The following is a 21694-nucleotide window of genomic DNA, read 5'->3' as shown; positions in this document are numbered from 1 at the left end:
TCGATTTGGACAATTCCCGTTCGACTTAATCACAAAGGAGGCAACCGAATGAAATATTTGCTGCTGATTTATATGGACGAAAACGCCATGAGCGACACCGAGCGGGAGCATTGCTATGGGGAATCTGCCCAACTCGCCCAGGACTTGCATACTCAAGGACAATTTCTGGCGACGGCTCCACTCCATCCTGTTGCAACCGCAACCAGTGTCCAAGTCCGTGATGGCAAATCACTCGTGACCGATGGCCCATTTGCCGAAACCCGCGAACAATTGGGTGGATTCTTCCTCGTTAATGCTCAGGATTTGGATGAAGCCATTGCGATCGCCACCCGCATCCCAGGTGCAAAAGTCGGCACCGTCGAAATCCGTCCTGTGATCGAAGTTACGGGACTACCAGCACAGCCCTGACTGAACAATTCGCAATTCGCAGTTCGCAATTGCGGACAAAAAGGATACAAGTCCCTCAATTCATTGAAGAAAAGATAAAAAGACGTAGTATCTAGTTCTTGTCCCCGCCTTTAGGCGTGGGGTAATAATTGCGAATTGCGAATTGCGAATTGGGTTGACCGTCCTTAACCGCTTGAACTCAAGGAGAACCCTCATGCAAAACAATTCCAAAATCACTCCCTGTTTATGGTTTGATGATCAAGCCGAAGCCGCCGCTCAGTTTTATACGTCGATTTTTCGCAATTCCAAAATTGTCCACGTCAGTCGATATGGAGACGCTGGACAGGAAATTCACGGAAAACCAGCCGGAGCCGTCATGACTGTCAGCTTTGAACTTGATGGTCAGCCGTTCACAGCACTCAACGGTGGTCCGACCTTCAAATTTAACGAGGCGATTTCCTTCCAAATCTTTTGCGATACCCAGGCGGACGTGGACGATTACTGGCAAAAATTGTCTGCCGGTGGGGATGAAACCGCACAGCAATGCGGCTGGCTCAAAGACAAATACGGTGTCTCCTGGCAAATTATTCCTCGCATTCTGATTGAGTTACTCAACCACCCCGACGCGGCAACCTCTCAAAAAGTGACCACTACCATGCTGCAAATGAAGAAGATCGAGATTGATGAACTCAAACGTGTCGCTGCTGATTAGCGGTTCCTTCGGAGTTGCGCTTTGTGCTAATCAGCACACCCAACCCCTCGCAATCTAACTCAAAACCATTCAACAGGAGATTTCACAATGAAAGTCATGGTCTTTGTCAAAGCAACCCAAGACTCCGAAACTGGGGTCATGCCGAGCGAACAGCTTTTAACTGAAATGGGGCAGTACAACGAAGAATTAGCCAGGGCAGGTATCTTGCTCGCCGCTGAGGGGTTTCATCCTAGCTCAAAAGGGGTGCGAGTTCACTTTTCAGGAACCGATCGCACCGTCACCCAGGGACCTTTCACTCCAGCGCAGGAGCTAGTGGCAGGGTACTGGCTATGGCAGGTGAACTCAATGGAAGAGGCAGTTGCTTGGGTAAAGCGCTGCCCTAACCCTATGCCAGGAGACTCCGAGATTGAGATTCGTCCCGTATTCGAGACAGAGGATTTTGGTGAAGTCCTGACACCCGCCTTAAGGGAGCAGGAAGACCGCATTCGCGCTCAACTTGAAACGCAGCAGCAAGAGTAACGTCAGCGAAGAGGACAAGGGGCAGGGGGCGGGGGGCAGGCTCACAAGTGTAGGTTTTTTACAATCAGATCTAGAATGAGGTAAGACTTGGAAGACTTGGGGGGAAAGTAGACAAGGAAGCTTTTTTACGCCAGAACCATTCATTGAGATTAGGAAGTATTGGCAGCAGCAGCAGATGTACTGTGGTAGGGTTGTGGAAACAAACCAGTTAAAGAAATAGCCTTGCCGTTAAGTAAGTCAGCAAGAATATGAATTAAACCTTGAAGAAAACAAGAAATCTTACAAACAGTTTTTTTGGGAATATCTTGTTTTTTGTCCAGATGATTTGGAGAAAGTTCTTTCGATAAATTATTTAGGTAATGTGGCTCTATATCAGTGCCAATTGTTATAGTCCAAAGGGTAGCTACAGCCATAGCTAACCATACCCTTTCGGCTCTATTTGGTTCTCGTAAACGAGTTTTATGCCACTGCCAACCATCACTTTTGATATCCCGATAACTACACTCAATCCAAGAACGTAAAGAATACCAGAGAGCATCCCCTTGTTGGGGTAGTAAATCCGTGACAATTAACCAAGGATCTTTGTAACCTTCATCCCAACGGGCAAGTATTGTGCAATTGAGTGGATTAGTTTTAAAACAGGTGACTATTCCAGACCAACTCGTCCCTGTTTTTTGTACTAGTTTATCTAAAAACTGCCATTCGGTCTCTCCTCTAATTTGATATGTTCCAGTATAATTAATTCGTAAAAAAGGATGCCAATTCAAAGCGCAAATTGCGTCAAACAACCAGTCAGCATAGAGTCCTCTATCTGCTGAAACAACGACTTGCATTTCCGGAGGAACAACATCTTTCAATGATTGGAATAATTGCTGCCAATGAGGTTTCCAAGCTCCTTTTTCTGTTCCTTTGACAATTTTCCAAGCTACAGGAATGCCGCAACCCCGATAGAGAACATGAACAGAAAGAACCGTGAAGTGTTGTCCAATATTAGTGCTATCTACCGCAAGAGGAAGCCATTTTTCTTCACTGTTCCACATACTCAAAATCCATTGGAGTAGGGGAGCAAAGCACTTAGTTACATCTATAGCAGTTCTTTTTTTTCCTGTTTTGGCATCTGCTTCTTGATACCATTCTTTTAGTCTTTGTCGAACTGCATTAGTGTTCTCTTGATTAAGCCTGCCGATAAATTCTGAGACTCTGGTTAGACTACTTGAGCCTGTCATTACTATCCCAAAGCTCCAAGTAGCTAAACCTGGGGAGCAACGCGAAAAAGTGAGATCGGGGTTTAGTTCTCAATTACACCCCTATATTCTCAACAAAATCTGGTTTTTTAGTTGCGATCGCATCCTGAAACAAGCTATATACGTCCCAGATTTTAGCACCTCACAAAATCGCGTTGCTCCCGAGAGTATCTTTCTTCCTCTGGGAACCGTTTTGATATCTCAAAAATAGTTATAGCTGCCTGAAATGCTTTTTGGTAGATGATTAAATCTTCGTGGGTTATAATTTTTCTGCGTTCTTCCTCCTTGTCCACTTTCCCTCCTTGTCTACCTAGTCTTACCTCATTCTAGATGTTTTTTGTAAAAAACCTACACTTGTGAGGGGGGCAGGGGGGAGAACCCCATAAATAAATTTAGGGGCTTGGAACAAGGACGTATTATTTCTCGCGCTTCGCGTCGACGCTCGCGGACTCGCTAACGCTACGCTATCGAAATAAATGTTTTTACTTGGAGCATAAATAAATTTAGGGGCTTGCAACCCTTGTGGCAGGGGAACTCCAGTATCTTTATCCCTTGCTCCCTGCTCCCTGCTCCCCTGCCTCTTTGGTCATCAGCAACCGCGCAAATGATGTTCATGTGCGAACGATCCGCTCATCAAAACGCAGAATCGATTACAAAAGGAGAAATCAATGAAACTCAATTCTTACCTGATGTTCAACGGCAACTGTGAGGCAGCGTTCAAGTTCTATGAACAATGTCTGGGTGGCAAGATGACTATGATGATGACACACAAAGAAGCACCTTCCGCCGAAAATGTCTCACCGGAATGGCAAGACAAAATCATGCACGCTTGCCTTGAACTAGATGATCGCCTCCTGATGGGATCTGACTGCCCACCAGGATACTTTGAAACCCCGCAAGGTTTCTACGTACAAATTAGCGTTCCTGAAATCGCTGAGGCAGAACGGCTTTTTCACGCTCTAGCAGAAAACGGCAAGGTGAAGATGGCGATCGCGCAAACGTTCTGGTCATCGCGCTTTGGCATGTTGACCGATCAGTTTGGGACACCGTGGATGATCAACTGCGAACAAAGCATCTGAGCCTATACCAACATCTGTCATTCGTCCTTTGTCCTTTGTAAATAACCTGAGTTCGGGATAAGAAATCCTCAAAAGCCTTGAATTATCGTTGTTCGGTCTAAAGCTCTGTTTTCATCTATTGTCAATAAGACATATTGCTGAGATTAGTTTCATTTGTGAACCTTATTGACAAAATGATTCCACTTTTATCCCTGCTTTGATCAATTCCAGTTTTATTCAATCCTGACAGAATAAGCTTTTTAGCTTCTGGCTTAACCCGAACTCAGGTTAAATAGCCACTGACCAACAACTAACTACACCAGGAGAAACCATGAGTACTCAAATTTTCGTCAACCTACCCGTCAAATATCTCCAGCAATCCATCGAGTTTTTCACAAAACTTGGCTTTCAGTTCAACCCCCAATTTACCGATGAAACGGCCACCTGCATGATTGTGTCCGAAACCATCTTTGTGATGCTTTTGACGCATGAGAAATTCAAAACATTCACGCCGAACCCGATTTGCGATGCCACAAAAAGTACCGAGGTGTTGACGTGCTTATCAGTTGAGAGCCGAGAAAAAGTGGATCAGCTGGTTCGTGAAGCCGTTGCTGCTGGTGGCACAACCTACAATGTACCTCAAGACCACGGATTTATGTACGCGCATGGATTTCAGGATTTAGATGGTCACATTTGGGAACTGATTTACATGGAACCCGAAGCAACCCATCCAGTTGAGGCTGAAAGGGAAGGAGCAGGAGTGTGAACTACAACAGAACAACCAGTGGAATACAAATTCGCGAACTCATCGAAACATTAGCACACCCATTGATACAAGAAGATGAAAGATATTTGCACATCACTGAGGTTGATTCATGAAACTCTATGAATTTGCTCCCACACGATCAATTCGGGTTCGTTGGGTTCTCCAGGAACTTGGGGTGGAATTTGAAGCAATCTCCATCAACATGCAGGCAGGTGAACACCGTACACCCGATTTTCTCACCATCAATCCCACTGGCAAGCTCCCTGTACTCATCGATGGCGAACATATCATCACTGAATCCGTAGCCATTGCTTTGTACCTCGGTGAGAAGTACCCAGAATCTAACTTGGTACCTACAGAATTGCTTCTGCGAGCACAGCTTTATCGTTGGCTCCTCTTTACTGCCACCGAATTGGAACAGCCGCTATGGCGTATCGCTCGCCACACGTTTATATACCCAGAAGAGTTGAGATTGCCTGCTGAAATACCTCTCGCTCGGCAAGACTTCACCAGTATGGCTGTCGTTTTAGAGAACCATCTGTTGGATCGGCAGTTTGTAGTGGGTGAACACGTCACAGTGGCTGATTTTGTGCTTGCTTACACACTGGATTGGGCGAATGAAGTTCAGCTACTCGCCACTTTCCCCACGCTGGTGGACTACATGGAACGAATGTACAAACGACCAAAGGCATCTGGGCGAATCGCAGCTGCACTTGCAAGTCTCAATCAGACCTCACAATGATTCGCGATCTGATCAGCCGTTTGGGTATCAGCCAGAGTGAAGTCTGGTAGATATTGTTTTACAGAGACATCCAGGTTAATTTTTCCAGCTTCTACCAATTGCAGCGCTGCGATCGCTGTAAAAGATTTACTCAGTGAAGCGATCGGAAATTGAGTTTGTGGGGTGATAGGTTGCTGAGCGTCCGCTTTGCCATAGCCTTTGGAATGGATTGACATCGCGACACTTCTTGAATTACGTTGCTCCTTCTTCCAAAAAGCTTAATTAACCGAACTGGTCAAAGGAAATAAATGCTCCCATGATTCTCTGGTAAGCTGCCACTTAATCTGGCTCCACCCTTGCATATGCATCCAGCCGGAACCAGGTTGTGTACCGATCGCCTGGAATCCGTAACGTTCTGCTAGCCGGGATACTCTCAGGTTAGCACTCACAGAAAGACCAATAATTTCCTTTAGTCCCAAATCGCGGAACCCAAAATCAATCAGAGCTTTCCCAACTTCGATTGCATAGGCATAACGCCCCCAGTGCTGGGGTGCTAGCTCAATTCCAAGTTCTGCCTGCCCGGCAGCATAGCCATCCTGCCGCAATCCACCACAGCCAATTAACTCCAGATTGCGGCGATCGACGATCGCCAACTGGTAATTGCATCGAGGAACTTCGGTTGCCCATTGTATGAACCGTTGAAACAGTTGATAAGTAAAGTCCGGGGTCACTTCTTCCGGTGAACAGAACTCGGCATAACGAGGATCAGCGTGATAAGCAAGGAATGCAGGCTCATCCTCCTGAACAAAGTCACGGAGAAGAAATCGTTTGGTGGTAATGTCCATAGCCATGTTTTAGAAAAGCGATCGACTCTGGGTTCCTTCACCAGGCGTGATAAATAACACTGAACTGGGAGTACGAACCTTTGCTGTATGCCAGACTCCGCGTGGCACCAAAATGTACTGACCAGGGGTGTTGAGAGACACAATTGCTTCACCTCTATCTTGCTCCAGCACGAAATCAATCTGTCCAGATAAAAGGCAGACAAATTCCTCTCCGGCAGGGTGTCTTTCCCAACTATCCCAGTCTTGCTCGAATGTGTAGTGGGAAATCAACCGTTTTCTCTTAAAGTCTCCAAATTGCTGTTCTAGCTTTTCGTAGAAGCGATCGCTGTTAGCGATCAAAATTGCATTGTTAGCATCATCCAGGACAACAAAAGTTGAGTTGATATTTTGGGGAGTGATTTCACTCATGATTCGATGACTCCTGCTGTAAGAATGAATAACGATTAACCTCGGAAACCAACTAACGCCTTTCGTCCGTCTGCTAGGGAGCAACGCGAAAAAGTGAGATCGGGGTTTAGTTCTCAATTACACCCCTATATTCTCAACAAAATCTGGTTTTTTAGTTGCGATCGCATCCTGAAACAAGCTATATACGTCCCAGATTTTAGCACCTCACAAAATCGCGTTGCTCCCGTCTGCTACGAAGTTGGGCTGCTGGCATACCTATACCCAATCTTCAACCGTTAAAGCCCAGCGTTCATGGTCACGCCATTCTCCATTGATTTTGAGGTATCGTCGAGAGAAACCCTCCTTCGTGAAACCGAGCCGCTCTACCAAATGAATGGATGCCCTGTTTTGGGGCTGAATACGATGCAAACCGAGTGTACAAAAAGCGTAATCAATCGCTAAACGCACACCCTCTGACATCAACCCCTGACCTGAAAAATTGACGTCAACGTAATAACCGAGATAAGCATTTTGAAACGCTCGGTAGAAGATTTGACTGAAATTTGCGACTCCAATAATTTCAGCGCTATCTGCGTGACAAATTAGTAAGCCTTCAAAGTCCTCATTTTGGCAACGATTGATATAGTTTTTGCACTCCTGCTCGTTGAGTGGAGGAAAAGCCCAGAGGAAATGGAACTCTTTGCTTCGGGAAGGATGTATTGTAATGTTTTCTCTTTCGTTTACCCATTGAGCCATTGCAATGTCTATCGCCTTGCCGCCTAAACGTCTACGCACTCAACTTTAATGCTACCGTTGATTATTTGGTAGGCTTCTTTACCAAAGAGCAACTCCTCTTTGTGACACTACGTACACCCAAGAGAAATGTATTGTTTTTTACCTATATTTATCAGGAGTATCACCCACAAAAATCATCCACCCGGATATCCCGCCAAATGTCAGAAATCTGCCAGCCAGAGTTGCCAACAGACTGTACTGGAGGATTGTCAAGGAATGGAATATAGTCAGGTTCTCTTGGAAGAAGAATTGCTGCTGGTTGCTCATCAGCTACAGGGGCTGAAGAATTGACGGTATCAGCTTGAAGATTTTGGTCTTCAGCGTGTTGGATTTCCATCATTTTCTTCAGAGTCAGCTTGTCGGATTTTTTGATGATCTTCATATCTATCTATTAAAAGTTTTCATTCACTGCTCCCCAAAGGCATCGGCTGAAAATCTGGATGACAGCAAAGTTGTGAGAAATTGGATGTTAATAATTGCACGGAATAAACAAGATACAGCAAATCTATGGAAAATACGAGTCCCTTGCTGAGGAATTTATCTTTTTCGATACAAATTTCTTTTTCGTGTAGATGCCACAATATTTTACACAGATGTTTTGGGCACTCGCTAGCCTCATAAAAACCATTAATTCTCAAAATCAAACTGGCATATATCCGTTCAGTAGGAGCTATTCAGTTTCACATCTATGTTTGTATTACCTAACCTGCACACTTGCCAAGTTACAAACGTACTTGTTGAGAATGCAAGCACCTTTGTATATATGAGTAGAAGAAATAGAAAAATAACTTTTTAGGTAAAAAACTGCTTTAACAGAAATGTATAGCCAAAAATTTAGTTGCCTACTGAATACTTATGCCTACAGCGAGTTTAAAGATACGAGAAACTCTTCCTGAATTAAACGGTCGATATGTTCTGCCACTTGATGAGCTATATCTTCACCATGAACTAGTAGTCCCATTTCCATATTTAATGTCAGAGCGTACTCAGTGAGGTTAGCACTGGAAATAAACAGGTGCTTTCTATCGGCGATCGCACATTTAACGTGTAAGGAACCATACCTTCCTTCTGAATCTGTAAGCCGCTTATTTCGTGGCCAAATAAAAATGTGTGCTTGTTGGGCAATTTCCAGTCCCAATGCTGCACTGACTCCAAAAGGTATTTTACCCTTGCTAGATTCGGGGGTTTCAGCAATAATTCGCACAGTGACTTCTCGTTTCATTGCTGTTAATAATGCTTTTGCAATCTCTGGAATCTTATAAACAGCAAAACTGACAAGAATTATTTCCCGTTGCGCTTCGTGAATTAATTGTAGTAACACTTGTTCTGTTCTGCGAAGTGGTATTCCCTCACTTGTGGGGCCAGTCCAAACCAACTCAACAGACAACTCATTCTTTGCTGCCACCTCACAGTAAATTGCTGTGGCTAATGCAGACGCGATCGCACTACTGTCCAAATAAATAGCTTCCCGACACCAAGTTTCTAACAATTCCCCTACTAATCGGCGAAAATTAGTATTGGGCAGTTGTTTCAAGATTGATGCTTTCAACGCAAAATCACAATATCTTGCTGGAGTGGCTATCAACAAATTAATTACAGCATCTAAAACAGGAGATGGAAGTTGTTTGGCACAGGTACGAATTTGAGCTAATAAAAGCGGTGGTAAAAAGCTCACGTTTTCTCCTCTGGGAAGAACGCTAAGTCTGCGGATAGTACAGTGGGAATAAGTACCGCGCGATCCAGATACTTATTGCCGCGTTCACAGGAGGTTTCTGGGCTAAACAGACAAGCATGGCAAGCTGCCCAATGTAGTGATGTAGCTCCTTTAAAGGGGGTATGTTCTGCACACAAGGGATCAGAAGCGCATAACCGCATTTGTTCTAAAGCTTGGTCTATATGGTATCCAAGTATTTTAGGCTCTCCCAAACTGACTAAACCACCCAAGGTACCTTCACTATCAGGCGCGGCGGTATAAATTAGTATTCCTGCCATTGGGCCGCCTTCTTCTTCTGGTCGTTTGGAGTAAATTCGCTCCTTTAAACTGGCAGCATTGTAACCACACTCAAGGGCCATTTGCCGCATCAGAGCGTGAGCAAAAGAGTGTAGTAAAATGTAGCGTACACCGGGAAATTTAACTTTGTCTGGATCGAGAGAACGAACATTACACCACTTTTTATGAGCATCGAATGCTTGACGCTCATAATCTTGCAATAGTTGATTTTGCTCCCATTGATGAAGTGTCGTTTCTTTGAACTGGATAAAGATACCCTCGCCTTTGACTTCACTTGCCGGTACCCATTTAGGTTTGCTGCGACTCAATGGAACCCGATGCTCTGTGAGAATTTCTCCAGAGTCGATAAAATCACCTGGGGATTGAATGCGTGTAAAGCCAATTAAGGCACGAACTTCTCGCAATCTTTCTACCAACACCACCTGCGAAAAGTAATTTTCATACCCAGATGGTGGGTTTACAGTCCGCAGTTGAAAATCTGGGGTATTAAGATTTGGGTCTGCTGCTGAGAAAATTTGCCATTCAGGTGTTTTCAAGTCCCTGACACTTTCATCATCAAAATTGCTTTGCTGCTGAAGTTGTTTTTGTTCAACTAGCGCCCAAATTTTGTCTGTTGTGTATTTAGATAATTCCTGAAGTTGCCCCATAGCGAAGAAAGCTTGCAGCACAGCATCTAAGGCACTAAAGTTACTCGCTTTTCCCAAAATAGTCCAGTTTTGATTGACCAACTGCTCTAATTGATTAGAGGTGATGGGAATTGATAAGGCTGAGAGTGTAATTGGAAACCAACTATTAGATGCTCCCAACAAGATGGTTTTCATCTGTTCGTCGCAGCTATCATCAAAAACACGTAGATGCGGGTGACGAGCGCGACAAAGCGGCATATTTTTTTTGCCTAATTCACCAAAAGCATCCGATAATCGACGTTCTCTGTTGCAGCCATTGCATTTGACTACAATATCTGTAGGTGAACCCGATACACCGTATTCCTCCAGCCTGAGTGGCCCCTTGCAGGCTGTATTGCTACGATGGACAAAATATAACCAAGGAAAGTCATCTAAATGTCCGCGTTCGCACGAAACGAGGAACCTCGATGGTATTGCTGTTGGGTCTTTCTTTTGACTTTTAGGACAGTTTAGATGAACGTAACGGGTTTGGTCTGGACGATAAGAATTTTCTTTAAGTTGGAAATAAGGATATAAAGGGGCTAGCAACCGACATCTCGGACATACCATCCATCCAGGAAAGGGAGCGACGGGAATTCCTATTCTGGCATATTCGTCAAAAGGACTAGATGAAGAGGCATCTTCAGCAGGTATTGGAGGTGCAAGTAGTTTTTTAACTTGTTGGCCCAATTCACGACGAATGGCTGCAAGGAGACGCTGTTCCCCTAATTCAACTACTCCGTGTTGGGTGTTCCAGTCCTCCAAACCCATGACCATAACTGAAAGGTTTGGCAGGTCGAGTACAGCACCTACACCGAAGGAAAATAAAATCTGGCTGGGTCGCAGTTCGCCTACTCTGTATTTATAGTTAGATTGGCTCATTTTGGGGAATTGGGAATTGAGAATTGGGCATTGGGCATTGGGCATTGGGCATTGGGCATCGGGCATTAGGAATTGAGAATTGTGGATTATTAAACTGTATTTTTTACCTATTCTCTATTCCCCATTCCCTATTCTTTCATTGCTTGAGGTAACCGACTAAAGTCATCATCGGGTACTTGATCTTGAAAAATTAACCCTACTGTCGGTTCGACGTTTCGCAGGGAGTTCAAACAAGTAAATTCTTGCCAAATTCCTTGACCTGCTGATTCTAATAATTCAATGGTTAAACCATCACGCTTGTCTGTCTGATATTTGAGAGTACCGCCTCCAATCAAGTTTTGTGCTTTACTCAACCAGATATCTAATTTGGCTTCCAGTGCTTGTTTAACGAGTTTTTGAGCTTCTGTACCCGCAACTAAATTAGCGCGATCGCAAATTGTATTAATGGCAGATTGTATATAAGGATGGTTGCGTTCAATTCGTCCTGCTTGGTTGTTACCGTTAAATTCTCTACCCGCCAACCGCACAAGGGATATAAACAACGCGGCTAAACCTCTGTCAATCGCACGGGGCGCAAAGGGAGTTAAAGATAGCGCTTCTACGTGTTGATAAAATGTAGCGTGGTAATGCTCAAATCTTTCGTAGTGGGATAAATCTCTAGGACGCGCCCAATTATAAACTGTAAATACGATACCAGGAAATGTCCGCCCGACACGGCTGGTAGCTTGAATATACTCGGCAGTATTTTTTGGTTGACCTGTAACAGCCATCACACCCAAGCGTTTCACGTCTACACCCACGGAAATCATATTAGTAGCAAGTAAAACATCGAGCGGTTCAAGCTGATCGACTTTTTCCCCAGCTTTGCGTTTGGCTTTGATTTGTGCTTCTCGGACTGGATCGAAGGATGTTTCTAGCCTATCTAGAACTACAGGAATATCTGTAGAATCCTTACGAGATGTAAGTTCCTCCAAGTTAATCCGCAGACGTTTTGCTAGTCCCCGGCTATCCATTTTCGCAAGGCGGATGCGAATATCATCATCCACTAAGCGTCGCATACCCCCTAATTCCCGCATTGAGTTGAAGTAACCGACTAACGTCATCCAGGGGTCAGCACGATTTCCGTATTGTTTGTTTTCATACAGGTCTTGAGAAGCAGCAAGAATAGCAACATAAACTCGAATTAATGCAGCTTTTAGCCGTCGCCCTGTGGCACAAATACCGACATAGCGTCGTCCTGGATTAGTCTCATTTGGTTTCCTCTGGCGTGAGAAGAAATTATCTTCCACATCTAAACCCTGGGGTGGAAAAACCTGTACTTTCCGCAGAAATAGGTTGTGCATCTGAGTTTCTGCTTGACGTATTGTTGCAGTAGAAGCTATGACTTTGGGGCGAACCTTTTTACCATCGACTTCCCAAGAGGAGAGTTGGTCTACTGCGGTTTCATAAAGGCCTACTAATGTACCGAGGGGGCCGCTAATCAAGTGCAACTCATCTTGGATGATTAAGTCGGGTGGGCGTAGGGGGTTGCTGTGAATTGTTTTAGCACCGGGTAAATACGCAGTTTTTTTATGTGAATTAGTATCTTCAATATCTGATGTCCGAAAACCATGCCGTTCACAGTAACCATCTACTTGCCCAAATAGCATTTGAATTTCCCCTTTCCAAGGCATTTGGGCAAATTTATCTACGGTAGCAATCAACAGCGTGGGTAAACGACGGTAGATTTCTTCATCAACTACAAGGATGGGTAAACCTTCGCTTGAAGATTGTTTTTTACTAAACAGACAACGCCCCAAAGAGTCGCCGCAGTAAATTAGAGTACGGGCGCGACCTTTACTAAAAGATTCGACTTCAATGTTTTTACCTGGATCGATTTTAGAACCACACCACGGGCAATTTGTAAGTTGGTGAGGGGAACCGCTAGCACTTTGCTGGTACTGCCCTCGCGCTTGTTTGCAAAATTCTTCGCTTTGGTCGGTGTGGTTGGGGGTAGTGCGCTGACCTACCCACAACCCAATACGGAATGGTTCTTTTCCCCATTTAGTTGGGTTGTCTCTACGAATAGATTCGCAAGCACAAATTAAGGCAGTGGCGCGTTGAAATTGTTGTAGTGTAAGCAGGCGTAGGGTGTAGCGCATCAGGACTGCAACGCCATATTCTCCAGAACGCCCCGCAATTACCCCTTGTAACCTCCGCAAGCCCATAGTGTAGGCGGTCAAACCCAGGTAAGCTTCAGTTTTACCACCGCCAGTGGGGAACCAGAGTAAGTCTGCAACAGCATCGGTTTCGTGACTGCGATCGCAATGGTGTAAGTCGGTTATGCTGGGTAAGTTCAACAAAATAAAGGCTAATTGAAAGGGAAACCAGGTAGGATTAGGGATTTTGTCTAATTCTGGCGCTTTGCCTTGGCGTACTTCTTCTGAGTAAATAGAATGAAGACGCTGCAAGTGCATGGCTTGATTCATAAATCGGAAAGCTTCGGCTGCTTCAGGGTTGGTTTGCAGCAGCGTTAAACCTGACTGAATGCGTTGAAGAGTGCGATCGCAATTTTTAATTGCATCCTCAGCTACATCTTGGTAATCTGTCAATCCTTCATTAGGATTAGAAATCCGTTGTGCTTGTTTTTCAATCCAAACTGCGTAAGCTGTTACCAGAGGATTTAGCTTACTGATAAAATCTGCGGTTGGAGTTTGTGCCAGTTCTTTCATATCCAAAACCAATCCCGCCAATTCGGGAATTTCATCTGCTTGAGGTGGAGAGGTTTTGGGAACTTCGTAGACAGGTACAACATTGGTAGATAATTTAACAGCACATTCTGTAGTATTTTGTGCTGTTTCGGCATGGACGCTTACCCCATGACCAATGGCGAACTCTACCTGTTTACGATAAAGCATTGCCATTGCTTTTTCTTCAGCATAAATCACCGGGTCAAGCTTACCAGCCTGACGCGGTTTGTGTCGCTTGAGAAAAATATCAAGATGGTGAGAATCTGCTGATTGTACGCTTAATTCTGGTTGAAATAACCACGCTTCATCACGTAACTTGGCGGGTTCTTTTTGTCCGTTAATTAAAAACAAGCTAACAATCCAATCCCCGTTACTTTGTTGGCGAATTTTGCCTTGTACTTGCACTTGGGGATATTCTGAATGCACCGTCCATTTAGTAATTTCTCCCTCAATCAGAGGAATGGGAGGTGAATTTCCTAAAATTTGTTGGCGCTTCCACACCATTTTTGGTGTATCATCTTTTTTGGTAATAGTTTCGCTTTTAGTGCGTTTATATTGTCCCCAACCTGCGTTAATTTGCAATACTTTGGCTGCACCACTGACGCAAAAAGTCATCCCAAAAGATGAGGGAAACATCGTTTCAGCAGGTGGTACACTAACCTCAGTTGTGCCTTCCTCGACAGTACCTTTACCAACTACAGCCAATTCATCAAGAAGTTCTGGTTGTTGACAGTCAACTTCTCTAAATAATTCGTCTTGCACTTCGTCAACCACAACCGATTTATTTACAGTCTCAGCACTGATGCGGCGTTGTTGCGGTGCGAGTAACCCTACAAGATAGCGATCGCTTACACTATCCTCATCTACTTCTTCTTCCTCACCACCCGCAGGCCCAAGTAAATCTGCTAATACTGCTTTTTCTAATTCATCACGGATTTTATAAGGTGTGGGTAACTGCGATTCCAGAATTTTACTAGTTTCATCTGCTTTTACTTCTAGCTTTTCCTCAACAAGTGGATCAATCGCAAGGATAAATTTCTCTTCTAATAATTGACCTTCATTTGTTGAAGGGATAAATTGCGTTTCTAATAGTTTCCTCTGTTCCCAAAGTTGAGGAGTTACTTTAGTTTCTAGCGGCTTTTTCTTAGAACGCGATTTTTTAGTTTGAGGTTTCTGCTTGTTAAATAAATTGATGATATCAGTGGCAATCTTCTCTGCAATATCTCCATTTACTAACCAATCAGCATCTTCTACTTGATCAATTCCGTCTAGCAAAACCACAAGCTGAGATTCTGGTGCAGACACAACTGCACTCCAATCAAGCTGAATTTGATGTTCCCGCAGTTGTTTATTGATATTTAGTAAATCTAATTCACCTGGAAGTACAGAAGGAAGCTTAATAATTTCCATATTGCTGATAAAAGTATATATAGTTAGCCTAAATTATGCGTGTAAACTTCTTTCTTACTCCCTTCTCCTTGGGGGAGAAGGGTTGGGGATGAGGGCAAATTTCGCAATTCAGCAATGCCATTTTTCTTTCTTATTCTCTATTCCCAAGATTCCACAATTGAGAATCAAATTTTTCCAAAAGGAGAGAAGAGTTGCTTGCAGGAACAATAACCAACAATGCCCGCATAGCACGAGTCATACCAACAAATAGAGTCCGGCGATCGCGTGCTAAAATTTCTGTAATTTCATCCTCCGGTGTACCTTTGGGAATTGTTGGATAGGTTGCATCCAAAAATCCTGCGATCGCTACAATGGGAAATTCTAACCCCTTCGCAGCTTTAAGCGTAATAACTTTAACACCTTGTTTATTTAAGTCCAAATCTTTGCTAGACATGAAATGCGCTTCTAAACCTAAGTATGAAAGTTGACCAGCTATTTTTGTACCAGCACTTTCTGTCGGCACAATTACGGCACAAGCGTTAATACCCAACCGAAATTCACGGGCAGCACTTTTGCAAAATCGTACCAGTAGTTCTGCTTCATCCCCTGGATTATTTACGGCACGGACAGCCGGTGGTGGGCCATTGTGGATATAGTCTCTAGTTGGAGAATGGGAAATTTCTCCGATTCCCAATTCCCTATTCTCCATTCCCTCATCATCTAAAATCGAATTTGCCAAGTAAGATATTGCAGCTTCGTTAATTTCGCGGGTGGTGCGGTGATTAACGCGCAGTACTCCTGTGCGTCCGACAAATTTCAAGTCTTGGCTAACGTCACTCCATCGGAAGCTACTACCATATATGGATTGATTGGCATCGGCGGTAATGAACAGGCGGTTAGGGTGACGGCATATTTGAGTCAAAATACGTAAAGTATTGGGGTCTAAATCTTGGGCTTCGTCAATTACCACTGCATCATAAATTGGCGGGTTATCCATCTCCCGTAATGTTTCCAAGGCACGGGTACGGACTTGCTGCCAAGTTTCGAGTTCTTGTTTTTCTAGCAGCTGGTAAAATTGTTGACGCAAGTGCCAGATTGCTTGACGTTGCGTTTTGTTAAGGGAAATTGCCCTACCGCTTCGTGGCGTTGCTTGATATGCTTCGAGAGTTTTGATTTCGCGTGCTTCGATAACTGTACCAATTTCATCGATGAGATAATCAATACTCAGACGTTTTAACGTTTGTTCTTGCGCTTGACGTTGTAGTAGGTTGCCTTCTAGAGAATCAATTGCGTAGATTAGCGCTTGCTTAATGGTTTTTCGCAGGACATCACCAGAAGCAATATTGGGTTTTCCGCTACTTTGGGAAATGACTGACGCAATTATTGCATCGGCAGTTTTAACATTAACATACTGTATATCTTCGCCCAAGAGACTTGCTAAAAGTTGTTGAGAAAACGCAACCAGTGCATTTGTATAGGTTGTAAATAGGATTTTAGGTTTTTCGATTCCGTTGGCTTGGAGGATTTCTACTAACGCACGAACACGGTAAAGTGCAACGGTACTTTTTCCCGTACCGGGGCCACCTTTTAGCAGTGTAGGGCCAGAAGCGTTGATTGCCCAACTGACGAACTTTTCTTGTTCGGGATTGAGTTTGAGTAAAAATCCTAGCAACTCACCTTCAGTGAAGCGCAATAAATCATCAGTGCTACCCGTAACAAAGCTGGGTTGGTTCAGAACTTGGTCAAAATTGGGTTCAGCGATACAATCAAAAATGCGATCGCACCACTTACCTGGTAAGTTGACCGCCATTAAATCATCTAATGTCCGACACGCGGTTAATGTTGTCCAATATTCTTCCGGTAGTCGCAACCTTTGAAGCAAATCTTCGGTAATTTCCACGGGTAGCGGGCTTTCTGTGTTGGAGGTATCAGGCAAAACCAAGTTTGGGGTATAAGTTGGTTTTACAGCCAGTAATGCTTCTACATCTGGCAGAGTGCTGATATCAATATCGGTTGTTTCAGCAACTAGCTTATCGCCTTTGTATACATCTTTACGAGCATCTACACCCAGCAAGATTACCCATTGATCGCCAAAAGTATAAATTATGCGATAGTCACCTGAACGCAGACGATACACATCACCCTTGTAGCCGTGTAGTTTCTTCTTTAAATTACCGTGAGGTTTGGGATCATCGCGCAATACTTCGATTTTTTCTAAAATTTGCACTACGTACTCTTTAGGAATAGCCAAGAGTTGATTGGTGAAGGTGGGTTTGTGGATAATCTCGAAGATCATGGTAGATGGGTATCTATACGTAGATATGATTAGGTTTTTTTAAGTGTTATTCAAAATTATACTCAATGAGGAATGGGGATTGGGGATGGGAAGATCGGATTTTGAAGATTTGGAGGTTTACAGGTTATCGGAAAAGTTAGCGAATTAATTGCGCTTGTTGACTTTTCAAAAGAACAATCAAAGGTGAAGAGTTAATAATTAGACGATTAATCGACATTCGTTAGTTCTTCGGCTAACTCTTGGGCAGTATATTGCATAAAGTCTACTTGGTAGCGTGATAATGCATTAATAAATTCAGCACGAGATAGCCCAGCAATTTCTGCTGCTTTAGCTTGTGATATTTCACCTAATTCATACCATTTAGCTGCTGCTGCAATTCGCATTTCTTGGATAAATTCTTCAGGATTTTTGCGGAGTGCTGAAAATACTGTTTCTGGTAATTGGATTGGTACTGTTCGCATAATTTTTTTCGGTTTATCAGATTGAATGAATCATAACAAAAGTAAAATTATGTGCTTAATATATCAAATATAATTTTATAATAACTAAACCTCATCTAAGTTGAGAACCGTAGTTTTCGCCCTCACCCTAAATCCCTCTCCCCAAGGGAGAGGGACTTTGAAATTCTAGCTCCCCTTCTCCCAGATACGGGAGAGAGATTTTGAAATTCTAGCTCCCCTTCTCCCCAAGGGAGAAGGGGTTGGGGGATGAGGGCAAATCTTTTTCAAAAGAGTTGAACTACAGGTTTCAAGATAGACGTGGTTTATATCAGTATAAAATTGGGTGTAACTGGTGGCTTTTGACAACGTTTGTAAAATATTAGCAGAGAAATATCCAACGGATTTTGCGCGTTGGTTGCTCCCTCATGAACCGCGACAAATCAAAGTATTAAAAACTGAATTAAGCATCGAACCAATTCGAGCCGATTCTGTTTCATTTTTACAAACAGAGAATAGGATTTTGCATCTAGAATTTCAAACAACAGCAAAATCTGAAACTCCCATTCCTTTACGAATGTTGGATTATTTTGTTAGGTTAGTGCGACAGTATGATGTTCCAATAACGCAAGTAGTAATTTTCTTACAAGAGACAAGTAACGAAATTGCTTTTACTGAAGAATATGTAAATGAAATGACACATCACCGCTATCGTGTTGTCAGAATGTGGGAACAAGATTCGGCGTTATTTCTGGATAATCCTGCATTATTACCGTTAGCACCTTTAACACAGACAGATTCACCCCAAAGGTTATTATCGCAGGTTGCCCAGAGTGTTGCTAGAATCTCAGATAGGGAAACTCGGCAGAATATCGCCGCTTACACAGAGATATTAGCAGGTTTGAAGTTTGAAAAAGATTTAATTCAGCAATTTTTAGGAGAGGAAATTATGCAGGAGTCAGTGATTTATCAGGATATTTTGCAGAAGGGGAAACAACAAGAAGCGGTTTCATTTTGTTTGCGGTTACTCAATCAACGTTTTGGGGAGCTTAATTCATTCACAATTGAGAGAGTTCAAGTTTTATCTGTTGAGAAACTCGAAGCTTTAGGTGCTGCATTGTTCAACATTTCAGAAGTATCTGATTTAATTACTTGGTTAGATCAGCAGGAAAGTAATTAGTTTTAGGGTTTGATAAACTATAAAGCCGGAGGTAAAAACTCCGGTCTTTTATATAGTGATTGTTCATAATTATGAAAGTAAATTTAACTTAATTCATACTTTTACAACAATAGGCTATTTATTTTATAGTAAAAATGTACTATATTAATATCTGATCAATTATTGAGTGAGGATTTTATGCAAGAGTCAGTCAATGATGAAGATATTTTATATCCAGGTGCGTATCATTTATTTAATTGTTTAGTTCGTAGTCGTTTTTGTGATATTAGTGAACTTGAGGAAGAAATACCTGGAATATCCGAACGCATTCGCGGATTGAATCTGCAACAGTTAGAAGGATTTGCAATAGCTTTTATGGAATTTAATGATGCAATTGATTTAAAGGTTTGGTTAGATGAATATGAACATGAAAAGGATTGGGAAAATCGGTTTGTCAAAAAGGTATTTAATTGGTGAAAACTTATAACCCACCCTGCCAAATTCTAGTTCCAGTCCCCCTTCTCCCTTGGGGAAAAGGGGCTAGGGGATGAGGGCTTGAGCAATTGTATGTAAAACAAACTCGATATCATCAAATATTTGCTCATTACTAAAGCGGATTACAATAAACTGATTAGAATTTAACCAGTTTTCTCTAATAGAATCTTCAGCTTGCTGATTTGCATGAATACTACCATCTAACTCGATAATTAATAACTTTTCGTGACAATAAAAATCAGCGATATATCTACCAATATTATGTTGTCTGCGAAATTTTGTATTTAATAAACGTCGATTTCTTAAACATTCCCATAATATTTGCTCTGCTGGTGTTTGTTGTTTTCTTAACTCGCGGGCGCGTTCTAATAATACTTTGGGAATTTGTCGGTTGTTACCTGCTAATTTAGAGATTTCTGCCCTCACCCCTAGCCCCTCTCCCTCTGGGAGAGGGGGACAAGATTTATCGTTATCTTTTTCTTGTTTATATTTATTCTGTGGTTCTTTTTCTTGACTGTCTTTTTCTCTTTCTTTACTCCCTCTCCCAGAGGGAGAGGGTTGGGGTGAGGGCTTATATTCCATATTATCAACCTAAAATAAACTCATCTGCCCATTATCATTATCTTGATTTTTAGATTCCGCTTGCACTTTTTTCTTACCTCCAGATTTACTTTTTTTATTACCTTTATCATGTAAACCTTGTGCTACCTCTTCAGCATAGCGTTGGTGATTTAATTCTAATAATCTATCTAGCACTTCTCGCCGTGCAGTTTCGCTGATGGTGAAGCGTAAGCCTTGTTTGGTTTGGTGGAAACCATGAGATAATTCTAAATCTTGCCAACCGTAAGCAGCAGTTACAGCATTATCCATCTCTATGTGCAATTCGCGCAATTGTTGAATATCGGCGGCGGTTTCGTCGGGGTTGTGGAAGCGGTTGTAGGTTTTGGTTAATCCTTCTTGGCGTGTTTGCATGATATTTTGGCGATGGTTGTAGTAGCGATCGCCTATTTCTTCTAGATTTGCGGTTGATGTGGGGAAAGGGAAAGTTTCAAAGCAGTCGGTTGGAGTATAGTTATACGTAATTTTACCAAGAGTTGAACCAAATTGTATTGCCCAAACCCAGTGAATAGTACTTTGCGCCATAAACTGCCCGAAATGTCGCCAACAGCCGACACCAAGCATCATAACGCCGTTCTAATACTTCCTCACCTTCTTTATCAGCCCGTTGTTGCAACTGTTCCCGCAGAGTGGAAACAGCATAATGCTGGTCATAAAGGGGGTCGCCCAGTAGCAACAAACCCCGTTCTTCCGCCGAAAACAAAAACACCAGCCGCATCATCACCGTCAACGCAGCTTCGTAAAGGTCTGTTTCAGAAATACCTTGAAGGAGAATGCGGTTTCTATCTTGGTCGATGTGGTCTAACGCCTCTACCAACACCTCCACCGCCTTGCGGACTTGATAGCCAAGTTGGTCGGTAACTTCTTGCTGGTCGGTAACACTTGCTTGCAGCAAAGCCTCCAAGCTTTCCGAGTCATCTACCCCAAAAAAGCGCTGTACACCCAGCAAACTCCGAAATGCCCGCAGTGTGATGTGTTCTTCCAGCCACAGCGCCCCATACCAGGAAATAAAACCAGTTGTTTCCCCCCGTGGGGCGTTTACCAGCAGCCAATGTTCTCCATTCGTCACCAATCCCAACCGCACATTACAAGCGTGCAGCAACTCCATCATCCGCGTCGCTGGACTTGCTTTCCAACGGCGGTCTTTGAGGGGTTTTTCTAAATTCTGCTGAGGCAATACAATCTGCACTAATAAGCGAGGTTTGTTCCCATCCGGTTCAACTACCACCCAGTCGGGACGCAAAGTTTCACCCTGTTCAGCAATTGTGGCAGCCAGCCCCGTGGGAATGCGTTGACCTGTTAATAAAACTTCATCCGGCAATTCTAAAGTCTGCCGCAGCACAAAATCTACCCACGCCCGATGAATTGCTGGTTCAGGTTTTGCCCCTAATTGATTATCTTGCCATTCTTCGTATGCTAATCGTAACAGCTTTAAGTGTTCTGGATCGTGGGCATCTAAACCATTAGGAAATACTTTGAGGAGTACAGGTAGACTGAGAAAGGGGCCAGAAGCTTCAACTAAAGATAACCATTCTGCGTGGTGACGGGCTGTAGACATGGGAATAGGGAATGGGGAATG

The 21694-nt window shown here is 43.3% G+C and carries 24 protein-coding genes; 10 read left to right on the top strand and 14 right to left on the bottom strand.

Annotation, left to right across the window (positions count from 1 at the left end):
- Window positions 1–48: 48 nt before the first annotated feature.
- From CDC33_RS36125 to CDC33_RS36115, 3 genes are all read left to right on the top strand, one after another.
- A complete protein-coding gene (locus tag CDC33_RS36125; RefSeq protein ID WP_109013313.1) occupies window positions 49–408 on the top strand; it encodes a YciI family protein in 360 nt (119 codons plus the stop codon).
- Between the two features lie 193 nt (window positions 409–601).
- A complete protein-coding gene (locus tag CDC33_RS36120; RefSeq protein WP_086762236.1) occupies window positions 602–1099 on the top strand; it encodes a VOC family protein in 498 nt (165 codons plus the stop codon).
- A gap of 87 nt (window positions 1100–1186) precedes the next feature.
- Window positions 1187–1618, top strand: coding sequence for a YciI family protein (locus tag CDC33_RS36115; RefSeq protein ID WP_109013312.1), 432 nt, complete (start codon window positions 1187–1189; stop codon window positions 1616–1618).
- A gap of 149 nt (window positions 1619–1767) precedes the next feature.
- Here CDC33_RS36115 and CDC33_RS41000 read toward each other — a convergent pair whose 3' ends face one another.
- Window positions 1768–2844, bottom strand: a complete 1077-nt coding sequence (locus CDC33_RS41000; RefSeq protein ID WP_244919550.1) for a transposase — start codon at window positions 2842–2844, stop codon at window positions 1768–1770.
- A gap of 49 nt (window positions 2845–2893) precedes the next feature.
- Between CDC33_RS41000 and CDC33_RS40995 the strand changes: the two genes are divergently transcribed.
- The 4 genes from CDC33_RS40995 (at window position 2894) to CDC33_RS36090 (ending at window position 5428) form a co-directional block, all read left to right on the top strand.
- On the top strand, window positions 2894–3073 hold the full coding sequence (locus CDC33_RS40995; RefSeq protein ID WP_181374370.1) for a hypothetical protein: 180 nt from the start codon (window positions 2894–2896) through the stop codon (window positions 3071–3073).
- 457 nt (window positions 3074–3530) lie between these two features.
- Entirely contained in the window at window positions 3531–3941 is a 411-nt protein-coding gene (locus tag CDC33_RS36100) for a VOC family protein (protein WP_109013310.1), read from the top strand.
- Window positions 3942–4251: 310 nt separating this feature from the next.
- A complete protein-coding gene (locus CDC33_RS36095; RefSeq protein ID WP_109013309.1) occupies window positions 4252–4686 on the top strand; it encodes a VOC family protein in 435 nt (144 codons plus the stop codon).
- A 109-nt stretch (window positions 4687–4795) separates the two neighbouring features.
- Window positions 4796–5428 (top strand): glutathione S-transferase family protein, encoded by a 633-nt coding sequence (locus CDC33_RS36090; protein ID WP_109013308.1) that lies wholly within the window; start codon window positions 4796–4798, stop codon window positions 5426–5428.
- On the opposite strand, the gene CDC33_RS36085 is transcribed toward CDC33_RS36090, so the two are convergent.
- From CDC33_RS36085 to CDC33_RS36075, 3 genes are read right to left on the bottom strand one after another with little or no spacing between them, the layout of a single operon-like run.
- Complete coding sequence (locus tag CDC33_RS36085; RefSeq protein ID WP_109013307.1) at window positions 5413–5643, bottom strand: serine hydrolase domain-containing protein; 231 nt, start codon at window positions 5641–5643, stop codon at window positions 5413–5415. The two genes, CDC33_RS36090 and CDC33_RS36085, sit on opposite strands and share 16 nt — an antisense overlap.
- 42 nt (window positions 5644–5685) lie before the next feature.
- Window positions 5686–6252, bottom strand: coding sequence for a GNAT family N-acetyltransferase (locus tag CDC33_RS36080; protein WP_109013388.1), 567 nt, complete (start codon window positions 6250–6252; stop codon window positions 5686–5688).
- A gap of 9 nt (window positions 6253–6261) precedes the next feature.
- Window positions 6262–6660 (bottom strand): cupin domain-containing protein, encoded by a 399-nt coding sequence (locus tag CDC33_RS36075; RefSeq protein ID WP_109013306.1) that lies wholly within the window; start codon window positions 6658–6660, stop codon window positions 6262–6264.
- A 93-nt stretch (window positions 6661–6753) separates the two neighbouring features.
- Here CDC33_RS36075 and CDC33_RS38085 point away from each other — a divergent pair, with 93 nt between their 5' ends.
- The gene (locus CDC33_RS38085; protein WP_146195929.1) at window positions 6754–6939 is read left to right on the top strand and encodes a hypothetical protein; all 186 of its coding nucleotides are present in this window, start codon (window positions 6754–6756) and stop codon (window positions 6937–6939) included.
- Here the strand turns inward: CDC33_RS38085 and CDC33_RS36070 are convergent.
- The 7 genes from CDC33_RS36070 to CDC33_RS36035 all read right to left on the bottom strand — a co-directional run bounded on the left by CDC33_RS36070 (window position 6916) and on the right by CDC33_RS36035 (window position 17867).
- Window positions 6916–7434, bottom strand: a complete 519-nt coding sequence (locus CDC33_RS36070; RefSeq protein ID WP_219930142.1) for a GNAT family N-acetyltransferase — start codon at window positions 7432–7434, stop codon at window positions 6916–6918. The genes CDC33_RS38085 and CDC33_RS36070 overlap by 24 nt on opposite strands.
- Window positions 7435–7555: 121 nt before the next feature.
- Window positions 7556–7816 carry a hypothetical protein gene (locus tag CDC33_RS36065; RefSeq protein WP_109013304.1) on the bottom strand — a complete coding sequence of 87 codons (261 nt, stop codon included), beginning with the start codon at window positions 7814–7816 and terminating at the stop codon, window positions 7556–7558.
- A 477-nt stretch (window positions 7817–8293) separates the two neighbouring features.
- Window positions 8294–9109 (bottom strand): DISARM system phospholipase D-like protein DrmC, encoded by an 816-nt coding sequence (gene drmC / locus CDC33_RS36060; RefSeq protein WP_051502786.1) that lies wholly within the window; start codon window positions 9107–9109, stop codon window positions 8294–8296.
- Window positions 9106–11058, bottom strand: coding sequence for a DUF1998 domain-containing protein (gene drmB, locus CDC33_RS36055; RefSeq protein WP_244919549.1), 1953 nt, complete (start codon window positions 11056–11058; stop codon window positions 9106–9108). The genes drmC and drmB overlap by 4 nt, the downstream gene beginning before the upstream one ends.
- Window positions 11059–11120: 62 nt before the next feature.
- Entirely contained in the window at window positions 11121–15131 is a 4011-nt protein-coding gene (gene drmA / locus CDC33_RS36050; RefSeq protein ID WP_109013301.1) for a DISARM system helicase DrmA, read from the bottom strand.
- 130 nt (window positions 15132–15261) lie between these two features.
- Window positions 15262–17406, bottom strand: a complete 2145-nt coding sequence (locus CDC33_RS36045; RefSeq protein ID WP_109013300.1) for a UvrD-helicase domain-containing protein — start codon at window positions 17404–17406, stop codon at window positions 15262–15264.
- A 206-nt stretch (window positions 17407–17612) separates the two neighbouring features.
- Window positions 17613–17867: a UPF0175 family protein gene (locus tag CDC33_RS36035; RefSeq protein ID WP_109013299.1), complete on the bottom strand. Its 255-nt coding sequence runs from the start codon at window positions 17865–17867 to the stop codon at window positions 17613–17615.
- A 331-nt stretch (window positions 17868–18198) separates the two neighbouring features.
- On the opposite strand from CDC33_RS36035, the gene CDC33_RS36030 reads away from it, so the two are divergent.
- Both CDC33_RS36030 and CDC33_RS36025 read left to right on the top strand, forming a co-directional pair.
- Complete coding sequence (locus tag CDC33_RS36030) at window positions 18199–19023, top strand: DUF4351 domain-containing protein (RefSeq protein WP_109013298.1); 825 nt, start codon at window positions 18199–18201, stop codon at window positions 19021–19023.
- 177 nt (window positions 19024–19200) lie between these two features.
- Entirely contained in the window at window positions 19201–19479 is a 279-nt protein-coding gene (locus CDC33_RS36025) for a DUF4351 domain-containing protein (protein ID WP_109013297.1), read from the top strand.
- Window positions 19480–19542: 63 nt separating this feature from the next.
- On the opposite strand, the gene CDC33_RS36020 is transcribed toward CDC33_RS36025, so the two are convergent.
- The 3 genes from CDC33_RS36020 to CDC33_RS36015 are packed head-to-tail and all read right to left on the bottom strand — an operon-like array spanning window position 19543 to window position 21673.
- Window positions 19543–20079 carry an endonuclease domain-containing protein gene (locus tag CDC33_RS36020; RefSeq protein WP_244919548.1) on the bottom strand — a complete coding sequence of 179 codons (537 nt, stop codon included), beginning with the start codon at window positions 20077–20079 and terminating at the stop codon, window positions 19543–19545.
- Window positions 20080–20088: 9 nt separating this feature from the next.
- On the bottom strand, window positions 20089–20640 hold the full coding sequence (locus tag CDC33_RS39650) for a hypothetical protein (protein WP_181374355.1): 552 nt from the start codon (window positions 20638–20640) through the stop codon (window positions 20089–20091).
- Window positions 20582–21673 carry a type IIL restriction-modification enzyme MmeI gene (locus tag CDC33_RS36015; protein ID WP_244919547.1) on the bottom strand — a complete coding sequence of 364 codons (1092 nt, stop codon included), beginning with the start codon at window positions 21671–21673 and terminating at the stop codon, window positions 20582–20584. The genes CDC33_RS39650 and CDC33_RS36015 overlap by 59 nt, the downstream gene beginning before the upstream one ends.
- Window positions 21674–21694 lie beyond the last annotated feature (21 nt).

Source organism: Nostoc commune NIES-4072, from assembly GCF_003113895.1.
Lineage (GTDB): Bacteria > Cyanobacteriota > Cyanobacteriia > Cyanobacteriales > Nostocaceae > Nostoc > Nostoc commune.
The sequence above is the reverse complement of the archived record's forward strand: the minus strand, read 5'-3'. Positions and strand labels throughout refer to the sequence as shown.